This window comes from Enterobacter sp. D2, from assembly GCF_034427575.1.
GTDB classification, from domain to species: domain Bacteria; phylum Pseudomonadota; class Gammaproteobacteria; order Enterobacterales; family Enterobacteriaceae; genus Enterobacter; species Enterobacter cloacae_M.
Window position 1 is genome coordinate 2,299,344 of the sequence record NZ_JAXQPP010000001.1, and the last position, 13,700, is coordinate 2,313,043.

General features: G+C 56.7%; 12 protein-coding genes. All 12 read right to left on the reverse strand.

The annotated features are described in order from the left end of the window. Position 1 precedes the first annotated feature (1 nt). The 12 genes from nuoM to nuoA all read right to left on the reverse strand — a co-directional run bounded on the left by nuoM (position 2) and on the right by nuoA (position 13,478). Positions 2 to 1,531, reverse strand: a complete 1,530-nt coding sequence (gene nuoM, locus SPG90_RS10935) for an NADH-quinone oxidoreductase subunit M (protein ID WP_023312532.1) — start codon at positions 1,529 to 1,531, stop codon at positions 2 to 4. Positions 1,532 to 1,607: 76 nt separating this feature from the next. Then, positions 1,608 to 3,449 (reverse strand): NADH-quinone oxidoreductase subunit L, encoded by a 1,842-nt coding sequence (gene nuoL, locus SPG90_RS10940; RefSeq protein ID WP_023325763.1) that lies wholly within the window; start codon positions 3,447 to 3,449, stop codon positions 1,608 to 1,610. Next, entirely contained in the window at positions 3,446 to 3,748 is a 303-nt protein-coding gene (gene nuoK / locus SPG90_RS10945) for an NADH-quinone oxidoreductase subunit NuoK (protein WP_003861496.1), read from the reverse strand. The genes nuoL and nuoK overlap by 4 nt, the downstream gene beginning before the upstream one ends. Next, a complete protein-coding gene (nuoJ, locus tag SPG90_RS10950) occupies positions 3,745 to 4,299 on the reverse strand; it encodes an NADH-quinone oxidoreductase subunit J (RefSeq protein ID WP_023312534.1) in 555 nt (184 codons plus the stop codon). The genes nuoK and nuoJ overlap by 4 nt, the downstream gene beginning before the upstream one ends. Before the next feature lie 10 nt (positions 4,300 to 4,309). Next, positions 4,310 to 4,852 carry an NADH-quinone oxidoreductase subunit NuoI gene (nuoI, locus tag SPG90_RS10955; RefSeq protein ID WP_003861491.1) on the reverse strand — a complete coding sequence of 181 codons (543 nt, stop codon included), beginning with the start codon at positions 4,850 to 4,852 and terminating at the stop codon, positions 4,310 to 4,312. Between the two features lie 13 nt (positions 4,853 to 4,865). Beyond that, positions 4,866 to 5,843, reverse strand: a complete 978-nt coding sequence (gene nuoH / locus SPG90_RS10960) for an NADH-quinone oxidoreductase subunit NuoH (protein ID WP_008500211.1) — start codon at positions 5,841 to 5,843, stop codon at positions 4,866 to 4,868. Then, entirely contained in the window at positions 5,840 to 8,563 is a 2,724-nt protein-coding gene (gene nuoG / locus SPG90_RS10965) for an NADH-quinone oxidoreductase subunit NuoG (RefSeq protein WP_023312535.1), read from the reverse strand. The genes nuoH and nuoG overlap by 4 nt, the downstream gene beginning before the upstream one ends. 55 nt (positions 8,564 to 8,618) lie before the next feature. Beyond that, positions 8,619 to 9,956, reverse strand: coding sequence for an NADH-quinone oxidoreductase subunit NuoF (gene nuoF / locus SPG90_RS10970; RefSeq protein WP_126303489.1), 1,338 nt, complete (start codon positions 9,954 to 9,956; stop codon positions 8,619 to 8,621). Further along, positions 9,953 to 10,453 carry an NADH-quinone oxidoreductase subunit NuoE gene (gene nuoE / locus SPG90_RS10975; protein ID WP_006176513.1) on the reverse strand — a complete coding sequence of 167 codons (501 nt, stop codon included), beginning with the start codon at positions 10,451 to 10,453 and terminating at the stop codon, positions 9,953 to 9,955. Before nuoE ends, nuoF begins: the two co-directional genes overlap by 4 nt. 2 nt (positions 10,454 to 10,455) lie before the next feature. After that, positions 10,456 to 12,258 (reverse strand): NADH-quinone oxidoreductase subunit C/D, encoded by a 1,803-nt coding sequence (gene nuoC / locus SPG90_RS10980; protein ID WP_023312537.1) that lies wholly within the window; start codon positions 12,256 to 12,258, stop codon positions 10,456 to 10,458. 89 nt (positions 12,259 to 12,347) lie between these two features. After that, positions 12,348 to 13,022 (reverse strand): NADH-quinone oxidoreductase subunit NuoB, encoded by a 675-nt coding sequence (nuoB, locus tag SPG90_RS10985; protein WP_003861482.1) that lies wholly within the window; start codon positions 13,020 to 13,022, stop codon positions 12,348 to 12,350. Positions 13,023 to 13,037: 15 nt separating this feature from the next. Beyond that, on the reverse strand, positions 13,038 to 13,478 hold the full coding sequence (gene nuoA / locus SPG90_RS10990; RefSeq protein ID WP_014171000.1) for an NADH-quinone oxidoreductase subunit NuoA: 441 nt from the start codon (positions 13,476 to 13,478) through the stop codon (positions 13,038 to 13,040). Positions 13,479 to 13,700 lie beyond the last annotated feature (222 nt).

Sequence of the window (13,700 nt, forward strand, 5' to 3'; positions counted from 1 at the left end):
ATTACGGCCTTGTAGTAGAAGCAGAATTAACAAACCACTGCTGGATGTTGCCCATCGCGCTATGCGAGGTATCCAGAATCGGCTGCGGGAAGAAGCCCAGCAGCACCAGCAGTACGACCAGCAGCAAGATGATGAACAGCTCACGCAGCGACATCCCCGGCAGTTCTTGTGCAGCAATTTCGCTCTTCGCTTTACCGAAGTAGGCGCGGTGCAGCATCGCCAGCGAGTACACGGAAGCGAACACCAGACCAAAGGTGGAGATCACGGTAATCACCGGTACCACTTTGAAGCTGCCGAACAGAATCATAAATTCGCCGACGAAGTTACCGGTACCCGGCATCCCCAGGGTAGCCACCGCGAAGAACATGGACAGCGCTGGCAGCCATTTAATTTTGCTCCACAGGCCGCCCATCATGCGCATGTCGCGGGTATGCAGACGCTCGTACAGCTGACCGCACAGGATGAAGAGGCCGGCTGCGGACAGACCGTGCGCAATCATCTGGATCACCGCGCCCTGGTACGCCAGCTGGCTGCCGGTGTAGATAGCAATCAGCACGAAGCCCATGTGGGAAACGGAGGTGTAGGCAATCAGACGCTTGATGTCGTACTGCGTGAAGGCCATCCAGGCACCGTAGAAGATACCGATCACACCCAGCCACATGGCAATCGGTGCGAACTCTGCGGAGGCATTCGGGAACAGCGGCAGTGCGAAACGCAGCAGACCATAGGCGGCCGTTTTCAGCAAGATGCCCGCCAGGTCAACGGAACCCGCCGTTGGTGCCTGAGAGTGCGCGTCTGGCAGCCAGCCGTGCAGCGGAACGACCGGCATTTTCACCGCGAACGCGATGAAGAAGCCCAGCATCAGCAGGTATTCAACGCCGTGGGACATTGGCGTCTTCAGCAGATCTTCGTAGTTGAAGGTCCAGGTACCGGTCGCGTTGTGGTGAACAAACACCAGCGCCAGAATAGCAATCAGCATCACCAGACCACTCGCCTGGGTATAGATGAAGAACTTGGTTGCCGCCGTGATACGCGTTTTACCGTCGGACGCCTTGTGGCCCCACAGCGCGATCAGGAAGTACATCGGCACCAGCATCATCTCCCAGAAGAAGAAGAACAGGAACATGTCGATGGCAAGGAACACGCCGATCACGCCGCCCAGGATCCACATCAGGTTCAGGTGGAAGAAGCCCTGGTATTTTTCGATTTCTCGCCAGGAGCAAAGTACCGCCAGAACGCCGAGCAGACCGGTCAGCACCACCATCAGTAGCGACAGACCGTCAATCGCCAGGTGGATCGTAATGCCGAAACGCGGGATCCACGGCAGGATGAACTCAGACTGCCACTGCGGAATGCCCGCAGACTGGGTCAGTGAGTAACCGCCCTGCAACCACAGTTGCAGGCCAAGCGCGAGCGTCAATCCCATGGTGATCAGCGCGATCCAGCGCGGCATCTTCACGCCAAAGCGTTCAGTCTGCCAGCACAGGAAGCCGCCGATGAAGGGAATTAATATTAGCCAGGGTAGTAACATGGCGATTTACATTCCTTTTTAAGGCCCCCAGCAGGGGCCTGATTTTCAACGAATTCGAATAAAATTCACTTAACGATCAACGCAACACCATCAGCAGCGCCAGCACGACAACCGCACCGATGCTCATGGACGCCACATACCAGCGCAGGTAACCGTTCTCGCTGTACAGCAGGCCTTTACCTGCAAAGCGGGAAAGGATCGCCGGGATATTCATCAGGCTGTTCAGTGGGTCGCGCTTCAGCAGCCACGCAATGCCCAGGAACGGCTTAACGAAGATCATGTCGTACAGCCAGTCGAAGCCCCACGCGTTGTACCACCAGGTGCCCAGCAGACGGCCCGGCGCACTGTTGGCAACGGCAGTCACCAGCGTACGTTTGCCCAGCCACAGCCATGCAGCGATCAGGATGCCCGCGATAGCGACCACACCGGAGGTGATTTCAAGCGTCAGAACGCGACCGTGCTCAAGCTCGGTGGTGTCTGGCAGTACGCCCTGCAGCGGTGGCACAATCATCGCGCCAACGAAGGTGGACAGTACCAGCAGCACAATCAGCGGCAGGTGGTGGGTAATCCCCTTCCCTGCGTGAGCGTGAATTTGTTCTTTACCGTGGAATACGATGAAAATCATACGGAAGGTATACAGGGAGGTCATGAACGCACCGACCAGACCCGCAACCATCAGATTGATATGACCATTCGCCATGGCACCCGCAAGGATTTCGTCCTTACTGAAGAAGCCCGCGGTGATCAGCGGCAGTGCCGCCAGCGCCGCGCCGCCTACCAGGAAGCAGACATAAACCAGTGGAATGGACTTACGCAGTCCGCCCATCTTGAAGATGTTCTGCTCGTGGTGGCAGGCCAGGATCACGGAACCAGATGACAGGAACAACAGCGCTTTAAAGAACGCGTGTGTCATCAGGTGGAAAATGGCTGCGTCCCATGCCTGAACGCCCAGCGCCAGGAACATGTAACCGATCTGGCTCATGGTGGAATACGCGAGAACGCGTTTGATGTCGGTCTGCACCAGCGCGGCAAAGCCTGCCAGCACCAGCGTGACCGCACCGACGATACCCACCAGATGCAGAATTTCCGGGGTCATCAGGAACAGGCCATGGGTACGCGCAATCAGGTAGACACCGGCGGTTACCATGGTCGCGGCGTGGATCAGCGCGGAGACAGGGGTTGGACCCGCCATCGCGTCGGCCAGCCATGTCTGCAACGGCAGCTGCGCGGATTTACCCACGGCGCCACCAAGCAGCATCAGCGTTGCCCACCACAGCATGTTGTTGCCTGCAGCGAAGTGCGCCGGCGCCAGTTCCACCATTTCGCGGAAGTTCAGCGTGCCCAGTTCGTTGTAAAGAATGAACAGCGCGAAAGCGAGGAAGACGTCACCCACGCGGGTCACGACGAACGCCTTCATGGCCGCTGCGCCATTCTTCGGATCGGTGTAGTAGAAACCGATCAGCAGGTAAGAACACAGACCTACGCCTTCCCAGCCCAGATACATCAGCAGCAGGTTATCGGCCAGCACCAGAACCACCATGCTGGCGATAAACAGGTTGGTGTAGGCGAAGAAGCGGGAGTAACCCTCTTCACCGCGCATATACCAGGAGGCGAACATGTGGATCAGGAAGCCAACGCCGGTGACCACGGAGAGCATGGTCAGCGAGAGGCCGTCCAGCACCAGGTTGAAGCCGATGTTGAAATCACCGACCGACATCCAGGTCCACAGCGGTACGCTGAAAGGCTGACGCCCGTTGTTAAAGAAGTCGATACCCGCATACGCCGTCACCAGCGCGGCCAGGCCAACAGAGCCCATGCCGACGGTCGCAGACAGATTCTCAGACCAGCGGCCGCGAGAAAACGCCAGCAGCACGAAGCCAATCAGCGGAAAAATAATGGTTAAGGCAAGCATGTTCATCCACGCAACTCACTTACTGAATCGATGTTCAGATTCTGGCGGCGACGATGGAGCTGCAGCAACAGCGCCAGGCCAATACTCGCTTCGGCAGCCGCGAGGCTGATGGCGAGAATGTACATCACCTGACCATCGGTCTGGCCCCAGTAGCTTCCGGCGACCACGAAGGCCAGCGCGGAGGCGTTAATCATGATTTCCAGACCGATCAGCATAAACAGCAGATTGCGGCGGATAACCAGACCGGTCAAACCCAGAACGAATAAAATCGCAGCGAGGATCAGTCCATGTGTTAAGGGGATCATGCGCGCTCCTCCGTTTTTCTTTTCGCGCGGTCGTCAGTGCGGTTGCTCAGCACCTCACCAGCACGCTCTTCGCGGCCAACGTGGAAAGCAACAACCAGACCTGCCAGCAGCAGCATTGAGGCCAGTTCAACCGCCAGAACGTATGGGCCAAAGAGGGTAATACCGACCTCTTTAGCGCCGATCGGCGTGCCGTCGATGCCCTGATCGTTGACGCCCAGAATGGCGTAAACAATCACCGCCAGCATGATGGCCGACAAAATTGCCGGACCAATCCACACCTGCGGTTTTAACCACTGACGTTCCTGCTCAATTTCAGAGCCGCCCAGGTTCAGCATCATCACCACGAACACGAACAGCACCATGATGGCCCCGGCGTAGACGATGATTTCCAGCGCACCGGCGAAGTGCGCGCCCAGTGCGAAGAACACCCCGGAAATGGCCAGCAGCGAAATGATTAAGTACAGCAGCGCATGCACCGGATTGGTGTGCGTAATCACTCGCAGCGTAGCCAGGATGGCGATAAGGCCACAGATATAAAAAGCGAATTCCATTGCCCTCTCCTTACGGTAACAGGCTCTTGACGTCGATAGGCTTAGCTTCGTTCTCTGCTTCGCCCTTATCTTTGCCGTCGATTGCCATACCCGCCATCCGGTAGAAGTTATATTCCGGGTATTTGCCCGGACCGGAAATCAGCAGATCCTCTTTCTCATACACCAGGTCCTGACGCTTGTACTCACCCAGCTCGAAGTCTGGAGTCAGCTGAATCGCCGTGGTTGGGCACGCTTCTTCACACAGACCGCAGAAGATGCAGCGTGAGAAGTTGATGCGGAAGAACTCAGGGTACCAGCGGCCGTCTACCGTCTCTGCTTTCTGCAGAGAGATACAGCCTACCGGACACGCTACCGCACACAGGTTACAGGCAACGCAGCGCTCGGAACCGTCCGGGTCGCGCGTCAGCACGATACGGCCACGGTAGCGCGGCGGCAGATATACCGGCTCTTCCGGGTACATCCGGGTTTCGCGTTTGGCAAACGCGTGCAGGCCGATCATCCAGATACTGCGTACCTGGGTACCGAAGCCTACCAGTAATTCTTTTAAGGTCATGGTCTATAGCCCCTTATGGCTGCTGCCAGAGAATGACAGCGGCCGTTACCAACAAGTTGACGAGCGTCAGCGGCAGGCACACTTTCCAGCCGAAGGACATTACCTGGTCGTAACGCGGACGCGGTAACGCTGCGCGAATCAAAATGAACATCATCATGAAGAACGCGGTTTTCAGCGCGAACCAGATGAACGGCGGTAAGAACGGGCCATGCCAGCCACCGAAGAACAGCGTTACCATCAACGCGGAAATGGTGACGATACCGATGTACTCGCCCACGAAGAACAGACCGAATTTCATACCGGAATATTCGATGTGGTAACCGTCCGCCAGTTCCTGTTCGGCTTCTGGCTGGTCAAACGGGTGACGGTGACACACCGCCACGCCCGCGATAGCAAAGGTAATAAACCCAAAGAACTGCGGGATAACGTTCCAGATGTCGGCCTGGTTGTTGACGATGTCGGTCATGTTGAATGAACCGGCCTGCGCCACCACGCCCATCAGGGAAAGTCCCAGGAACACTTCGTAGCTCAGCGTCTGCGCGGAAGCACGCATCGCACCCAGCAGCGAGTATTTGTTGTTACTGGACCAGCCTGCGAACAGCACCGCGTAAACCGCGAGGCCTGCCATCATCAGGAAGAACAGAATGCCGATGTTCAGATCAGCGACCACCCAGGTCGGGCTGACCGGAACGATAGCAAACGCCAACAGCAGCGAGGTGAAGGCGATCATCGGTGCCAGAGTAAAGATCACGCGGTCAGAGAAGCGCGGGATCCAGTCCTCTTTAAAGAACATCTTGATCATGTCCGCGACCAGCTGGAGTGAACCACCCCAGCCCACGCGGTTCGGTCCGTAACGGTTCTGGAACAGACCGAGCAGACGACGTTCACCAAAGCTCATGAACGCGCCGCAGGTGACCACCACCAGCAGAATAACAATCGCTTTCAGAATGCTCAGCAGGATGTCGATAAGATCCGGCGTTAACCAACTCATGCTTTTGCCTCCTGCAGATTATCAAGACGCGCACCCGCCAGAACCGGCGCGATGCCAGGCATACCCATCGGCAGACCCACCTGCCCTGCTGTCAGACCTTCGGAGATAATCAGCGGCAGGCTGATTGTCTGGCCGTCATAGCTAAAGGCAATGTTTGCGCCCGCGTTAACGCCAAGCTTCGCGGCATCCGCCGGGTTGAGCTTGATGTACGGCTGCGGCATACGAGTCTGGAAGACAGGTGAACGCTGGGACAGCTCGTCGCTACCGAACAGATGGTAGTACGGCGCGATACGCCAGCTACCGTCCTGCGCCTGGAAGCTCGCCGGCACGGTGGTGAAGAAGTCCAGACCGGTTTCGGAAGCTTCAATCAGACGCACGCCCGGATCGCCGTGGCGCAGGGAGCCACCCACTTCAGCCTGGAACTTGTTCCATGCCTGCGGGGAGTTCCAGCCTGGCGCCCATGCGAACGGGATTTGCGAACGCGGCGCAGACGGCTGGTTGTTCCCTTCCATGGAGAAGGCGAACATGGTGTCTTTATCCTGCGGCTGGCGCGGTTCGTGCACGCTGATGTTGGCGCGCATCGCGGTACGGCCGCTGTAGCGGTGCGGTTCACGCGCCAGTTTCTGGCCGCGAATGCGGAAGCTTGCTTCAGGTGCGGCATCTTTAATGCCTGCCAGCTGAGGCAGTTTTTCCACTACCGCGTCGATAACGTGGTCGAGCTGCGTCCAGTCCACTTCACGGCTCTGCACGGTGCTGTGCAGGGAGTGCAGCCAGCGCCAGCTTTCCAGCATCACGGTGTTGCTGTCGTAGTACGCCGGGTCGTAAACCTGGAAGAAACGCTGCGCGCGGCCTTCGTTGTTGATAACGGTACCGTCGCTTTCTGCGAAGCTTGCCGCAGAGAGCACCAGGTGCGCTTTATCCATAATCGCCGTGCGCTGATGGTCAATGACCATCACCAGCGGCGCTTTGGAGAGCGCGGCGTCAACGCGAGCGGCAGAGGCGTGGCGATGCAGGTCGTTTTCGAGCACCACAACGGCGTCAGCGGCACCGGATTCCAGTTCGCTTAACGCTTCTTCCAGCGAGCCGCCGCCGATCATGCCCAGACCAATGCTGTTCACCGCACGGGCAATCATGGTCACACCGACGTCCGCACCGCGGCCTTTCAGGGCTTTGGCAACGTTGGCTGCCGCCTGAATGATCTCGGCGCTACCGGCGTTGGTACCGGAAATAATCAGCGGTTTTTTCGCACCCGCCAGGGCCTGAACAATCACGTCGACCTTGTTCTGCAGGTCGCGATCCAGCTCAACGGCCGGCGAGCTGCTATCCAGCGCGTGGGCAATCGCAAAGCCAAGACGAGCCTGATCTTCAACCGGCGCGCAGTAGGTCCACGCCGCGATATCGTCCAGACGGGTGTTATCGACGTTGGTCACAAACAGAGGATGCTTCGCGCGCTGGCCGATGTTCAGGATCGCCGCAATCTGCCAGTCAGCCACTTTCTGCGCCGCTGCCATTTCACGTGCTTTACCCTTCACCGCCTGACGAACCGCCAGAGCCGCGCGTGCGCCCGTCTGCGTCAGGTCTTCACCCAGCACCAGGACCGCATCATAAGATTCGATTTCGCGCAGCGCAGGGGTATGAATACCGCCTTCACGCAGCACTTTCAGTACCAGCTGCAGACGTTCCTGCTCGCCCTGAGCGATACCGGTATAGAAGTTTTCCGCTCCAACCAGCTCGCGCAGCGCGAAGTTGCTTTCGATGCTGGCGCGCGGGGAGCCGATACCGATCACTTTCTTCGACTGACGCAGAATATCTGCCGCGCCCTGCATCGCCTGCTCAGCGTTCAGGGTAATGAAGTCGTCGCCACGGCGCTGAACCGGCTGACGCGGACGGTCTTTCAGGTTCACATAGCCATAGCCGAAACGACCGCGGTCGCACAGGAAGTAGTGGTTAACGGTGCCGTTGTAACGGTTTTCGATACGACGCAGCTCGCCGTAACGCTCACCCGGGCTGGTGTTACAGCCGAGGGAACACTGCTGGCAGATGCTTGGCGCAAACTGCATGTCCCATTTACGGTTGTAACGCTCGGAGTGAGTTTTATCCGTGAATACGCCTGTCGGGCAGATTTCTACCAGGTTACCAGAGAATTCGCTTTCCAGCGTACCGTCTTCCGGACGACCGAAGTAGACGTTATCGTGCGCGCCATATACGCCCAGATCCTGACCGTCTGCGTAGTCTTTGTAGTAACGCACGCAGCGGTAGCAGGCGATGCAGCGGTTCATTTCGTGAGAGATGAACGGCCCCAGGTCCTGGTTACGGTGGGTACGCTTGGTAAAGCGATAGCGACGGAAGCTGTGGCCGGTCATCACGGTCATATCCTGAAGGTGGCAGTTACCGCCCTCTTCACAGACCGGACAGTCGTGCGGGTGGTTGGTCATCAACCATTCCACAACGCTTTCGCGGAACTGTTTGGCTTCTTCGTCATCAATCGAAATAAAAGTGCCTTCGGTGGCTGGCGTCATACAGGACATCACCAGGCGACCACGCGTGTCTTCCGCGTTTTGATATTGCTTCACCGCACACTGGCGGCAAGCACCGACGCTGCCCAGCGCCGGATGCCAGCAAAAGTACGGAATATCGAGGCCAAGAGACAGACAAGCTTCCAGCAGGTTGTCCGCCCCGTTGACTTCGTATTCTTTGCCGTCTACATGAATCGTAGCCATTAGCATGCTTCCAGTTGGCTCGGTCGAAACCGAGCGTTAATCAAAATTCTTGTCGTTACCAGCGCGCTTTAAGCAGGTTCGGCTGAATCCCATTAATCGCATGGGTATTACTGAACGGCTGCTTGATACCTGCTTCGAACTCGTCGCGGAAATATTTGATCGCGCTCTGCAGAGGTTCGACGGCACCCGGTGCGTGGGCACAGAAGGTTTTACCCGGGCCTAAGAATCGACACAGCTGCTCAAGCGTCTCGATATCCCCTGGCTGGCCTTCGCCACGTTCGATTGCACGCAGGATCTTCACGCTCCACGGCAGACCATCACGGCACGGTGTACACCAGCCGCAGGACTCGCGGGCGAAGAACTCTTCCAGATTACGCACCAGCGAGACCATGCCGATCTCGTGGTCGACGGCCATCGCCAGCGCCGTACCCAGACGGCTGCCTGCTTTACCAATGCTTTCGAATTCCATTGGCAGATCAAGGTGGGCTTCGGTCAGGAAGTCTGTCCCTGCCCCACCCGGCTGCCAGGCTTTGAATTTCAGGCCATCGCGCATGCCGCCAGCGTAGTCCTCAAGAATTTCACGTGCGGTGGTACCGAACGGCAGTTCCCAGACGCCAGGATTTTTAACGCGACCAGAGAAGCCCATCAGCTTGGTACCAGCATCTTTGCTTGAGGAGATGCCCTGATACCACCCCACGCCGTTGGCGAGGATAGCCGGAACGTTACACAGGGTTTCAACGTTGTTTACGCAGGTCGGTTTACCCCATACGCCGGAGCTTGCCGGGAACGGTGGCTTGGAACGCGGGTTCGCGCGGCGGCCTTCCAGGGAGTTAATCAGCGCGGTTTCTTCACCGCAGATATAACGTCCTGCGCCGGTGTGCACGAACAGTTCAAAGTCAAAGCCGGTACCCAGAATGTTTTTACCCAGCAGGCCCGCTTCGGTGGCTTCGGCAATCGCGCGACGCAGGTTTTCCGCCGCTTCGATGTATTCACCGCGCAGGAAGATGTAGCCACGGTAGGCTTTCAGCGCAAACGCGGAGATCAGCATGCCTTCCACCAGCAGGTGCGGCAGTTGTTCCATCAGCAGGCGGTCTTTATAGGTGCCCGGCTCCATTTCATCGGCGTTACACAGCAGGTAACGGATGTTCATGGATTCGTCTTTCGGCATCAGACTCCACTTCAGACCGGTGGAGAAGCCCGCACCGCCGCGCCCTTTCAGGCCGGAGTCTTTCACCGCGTTAACGATGTCGTCCGGCGCCATGCCGCCAAGGGCTTTACGCGCGCCGGCATAGCCGTTTTTGCTCTGGTATTCATCGAGCCATACCGGCTGTTTGTCATCGCGCAGACGCCAGGTCAGCGGATGCGTCTCAGCAGTACGAATTACAGTTTTCATTTGTACTGCTCCAGCAGGTCAGGAATCGCTTCCGGCGTCAGATGGCTGTGAGTGTCCTCATCAATCATCATGGTCGGCCCCTTGTCGCAGTTACCCAGGCAGCAGGTTGGCAGCAGGGTAAAGCGTCCATCGAACGTGGTCTGGCCCGGCTTGATATTGAGCTTTTTCTCAATCGCAGCCTGAATGCCCTGATAACCGGTGATGTGGCAGACAACGCTGTCACAGTAGCGGATCACATGGCGGCCTACCGGCTGACGGAAGATCTGGCTGTAGAACGTGGCTACGCCCTCTACGTCACTTGCCGGAATACCCAGCACTTTCGCGATCTCATAGATCGCCCCATCCGGCACCCAACCACGCTGTTTCTGTACGATTTTCAGCGCTTCAATGGACGCCGCACGCGGGTCTTCGTAGTGGTGCATCTCGTGCTCAATGGCGGCACGTTCTGCTTCACTCAGCTCAAAAGCCTCGGTTTGTGGTTGTTGATTCTCGTGCATAATTAGCGGTCCACATCTGACATAACAAAATCGATACTACCCAGATACACAATCAGGTCGGAGACCAGACTGCCGCGGATGGCGGACGGGATCTGCTGCAGGTGCGCAAAGCTCGGCGTACGTACGCGGGTACGGTAGCTCATGGTGCTGCCGTCACTGGTCAGGTAGTAACTGTTAATACCCTTGGTCGCTTCAATCATCTGGAAGGATTCTTGCGCCGGCATGACCGGACCCCATGAAACCTGCAGGAAGTGGGTGATCAGGGTTTCGATATGTTGCAGCGTGCGCTCTTTCGGTGGCGGCGTCGTCAGCGGGTGATCCGCCTTGAACGGGCCTTCCGGCATGTTGTTGAGGCACTGCTCAAGGATGCGCAGACTCTGGCGCAGCTCTTCCACTTTCAGCATCACGCGGGTATAGCAGTCGGAAACACCGCCGCCCACCGGGACTTCAAAGTCGAAGTTCTCGTAGCCAGAGTAAGGGCGCGCTTTACGCACGTCGAAATCAATACCGGTCGCACGCAGACCTGCACCTGTCGTACCCCACTCCAGCGCTTCTTTCGCGCCGTAGGCAGCAACGCCCTGGGAACGGCCTTTCAGGATGGTGTTACGCAGCGCGGCTTTCTCGTAAGAGGCCAGACGTTTTGGCATCCAGTCGAGGAACTCACGCAGCAGACGGTCCCAGCCGCGCGGCAGATCGTGTGCCACACCGCCGATACGGAACCAGGCCGGGTGCATACGGAAGCCGGTAATCGCTTCGACCAGATCGTAAATTTTCTGACGGTCGGTAAAGGCGAAGAAGACCGGGGTCATCGCGCCGACGTCCTGAATGAACGTGGAGATGTACAGCAGGTGGCTGTTGATACGGAACAGTTCTGACAGCATAACGCGAATCACGTTAACGCGATCCGGCGTAACGATACCCGCCAGTTTCTCAACGGCCAGCACGTATGGCATTTCGTTGACGCAGCCGCCGAGGTACTCGATACGGTCGGTATACGGAATGTAGCTGTGCCAGGACTGACGCTCGCCCATCTTCTCAGCACCACGGTGGTGGTAGCCGATGTCCGGAACGCAGTCGACAATCTCTTCGCCATCAAGCTGAAGAATAATACGGAATGCACCGTGCGCAGACGGGTGGTTTGGACCGAGGTTGAGGAACATGAAGTCCTCGTTGTCGGTACCGCGCTTCATGCCCCAGTCTTCCGGTTTGAAGGTCAGCGCTTCCATTTCCAGATCCTGTTTGGCTTTGGTCAGCTCAAACGGATCGAATTCGGTTGCACGTGCCGGGTAGTCTTTACGCAGCGGGTGGCCGGTCCAGGTCTGCGGCATCATGATGCGCGTCAGATGCGGGTGGCCGTCGAAGGTCATGCCGAACATTTCCCAGGTTTCACGCTCATACCAGTTCGCGTTCGGGAAAAGTTTGGTGATTGTCGGCAGATGCATGTCGTTTTCAGACAATGCCACCTTGAGCATGATATCCGTATTACGGTCTATTGAGATCAGGTGGTAGAAAACGGAAAAATCCGCAGCAGGGAGACCCTGGCGGTGGGTACGCAGACGTTCATCCATGCCGTGTAAGTCAAACAGCATGACGTACGGTTTTGGCAATTTCTTGAGGAAATCGACAACTTCCAGCAATTGCTCACGCTTCACCCAAACAACGGGTACCCCGGTGCGGGTAGCCTGAACAGTAAAGGCATCCGGCCCAAAACGGTTGCGCAGTTCGCCAATGACTGGGTCATCCAGATGATCCCGGGTCTGCCAGGCGGCTTCTTGCGCGGTTAAGTCGGTCATATTGTTCACCATTGCAAATGGTCCGTGGTGACTGTTGAGCCTGGCTTCGCGCTATTTGAGTAGTGATATGCGAAGGTGTTCTCCAGGCCTACAGGCGCAAATTAAATTTCGTCAGGCGTACGCAGGTTGGTGACGGCAATACGTTCACCACGTTTACGCTCGCGCTCAGACTGCATGTTCGCGCGATACACACCCTGATCGCCAACAACCCACGACAGTGGGCGACGTTCTTTACCGATAGATTCCTGCAGCAGCATCAGCGCCTGCATGTAGGCTTCCGGACGTGGCGGACAACCCGGGATGTACACATCCACTGGGATAAATTTATCTACGCCCTGCACGACGGAATAAATGTCGTACATACCGCCAGAGTTTGCACATGCGCCCATGGAGATAACCCATTTTGGCTCCAGCATCTGGTCATAAAGACGCTGAATAACAGGTGCCATCTTGGTAAAGCACGTACCGGCTACCACCATCAGGTCAGCCTGACGCGGGGAAGCACGGAGTACCTCGGCCCCAAAACGCGCAACGTCATGCACCGCAGTGAATGACGTCACCATTTCAACGTAGCAGCAAGAAAGGCCAAAGTTGTAAGGCCAGATGGAGTTCTTACGACCCCAGTTGACCATATCGTGCATGGCATGTTCGAGCTTGCCCATGTACACGCTTTTATTGACTTCTTGCTCCAGGGGGTCGGTTACGATCTCCTGTTTTTGCAGGGGGTAACGGTCATTCTCACCGTTAGGATCTATGCGGGTGAGCGTATAATCCATCTTATTGCCTCGCTGTTACTGCTGACGATTAGAGATACTGTTTTCCGGGTTGATGTGTTCACGACGTGAACGCGCAGGCGTCCAGTCAAGCGCGCCAATACGCACCAGATAAACCAGACCGGCCAGTAGCACTAAAATGAAAATTGCGGCCTCGACAAAGCCCACCCAACCACTTTCGCGGATGGACGTTGACCATGCGAAAAGGTAAAGCGCTTCCACGTCGAAGATGACGAAGAACATGGCTACCAGATAGAACTTGGCAGACAGGCGTAAGCGAGCGGAACCTACTGAATCAATACCTGATTCGAAAGGTGTGTTTTTGTGCCTTGCACGGGCGCGACCGCCCAGGAACCAGCCGCCGACTAACATCAGGCAGCACAGGCCAATGGCTACAATAAGAAAGATTGCGAATGCCCAGTGATGAGCGATGACTTCTGTGGATGTTGACATACTCATTGCTTACTCATCAAAAGTGATACCAACGACACTGCTCTTGCTGGCAGATGGGCATCACATCGATTCATGGGGAGGAACAAATAACCTTACACTAACTGTCAGAAATGAGACGTAGACAGCAAAATGATGGGGTTTTTTACTCCTTTCTATAACCTATTGTCAACTTTAACAAAGGTTTCTTCACATTAAATTACATCGAGCGATTCTCATTAACATTTGGTG

Bases quoted from the DNA above. Each gene is read 5' to 3' on its own strand.
- nuoM (WP_023312532.1), bottom strand. From the start codon at position 1,531: ATGTTACTACCCTGGCTAATATTAATTCCCTTCATCGGCGGCTTCCTG.
- nuoL (WP_023325763.1), bottom strand. From the start codon at position 3,449: ATGAACATGCTTGCCTTAACCATTATTTTTCCGCTGATTGGCTTCGTG.
- nuoK (WP_003861496.1), bottom strand. From the start codon at position 3,748: ATGATCCCCTTAACACATGGACTGATCCTCGCTGCGATTTTATTCGTT.
- nuoJ (WP_023312534.1), bottom strand. From the start codon at position 4,299: ATGGAATTCGCTTTTTATATCTGTGGCCTTATCGCCATCCTGGCTACG.
- nuoI (WP_003861491.1), bottom strand. From the start codon at position 4,852: ATGACCTTAAAAGAATTACTGGTAGGCTTCGGTACCCAGGTACGCAGT.
- nuoH (WP_008500211.1), bottom strand. From the start codon at position 5,843: ATGAGTTGGTTAACGCCGGATCTTATCGACATCCTGCTGAGCATTCTG.
- nuoG (WP_023312535.1), bottom strand. From the start codon at position 8,563: ATGGCTACGATTCATGTAGACGGCAAAGAATACGAAGTCAACGGGGCG.
- nuoF (WP_126303489.1), bottom strand. From the start codon at position 9,956: ATGAAAACTGTAATTCGTACTGCTGAGACGCATCCGCTGACCTGGCGT.
- nuoE (WP_006176513.1), bottom strand. From the start codon at position 10,453: ATGCACGAGAATCAACAACCACAAACCGAGGCTTTTGAGCTGAGTGAA.
- nuoC (WP_023312537.1), bottom strand. From the start codon at position 12,258: ATGGTGAACAATATGACCGACTTAACCGCGCAAGAAGCCGCCTGGCAG.
- nuoB (WP_003861482.1), bottom strand. From the start codon at position 13,022: ATGGATTATACGCTCACCCGCATAGATCCTAACGGTGAGAATGACCGT.
- nuoA (WP_014171000.1), bottom strand. From the start codon at position 13,478: ATGAGTATGTCAACATCCACAGAAGTCATCGCTCATCACTGGGCATTC.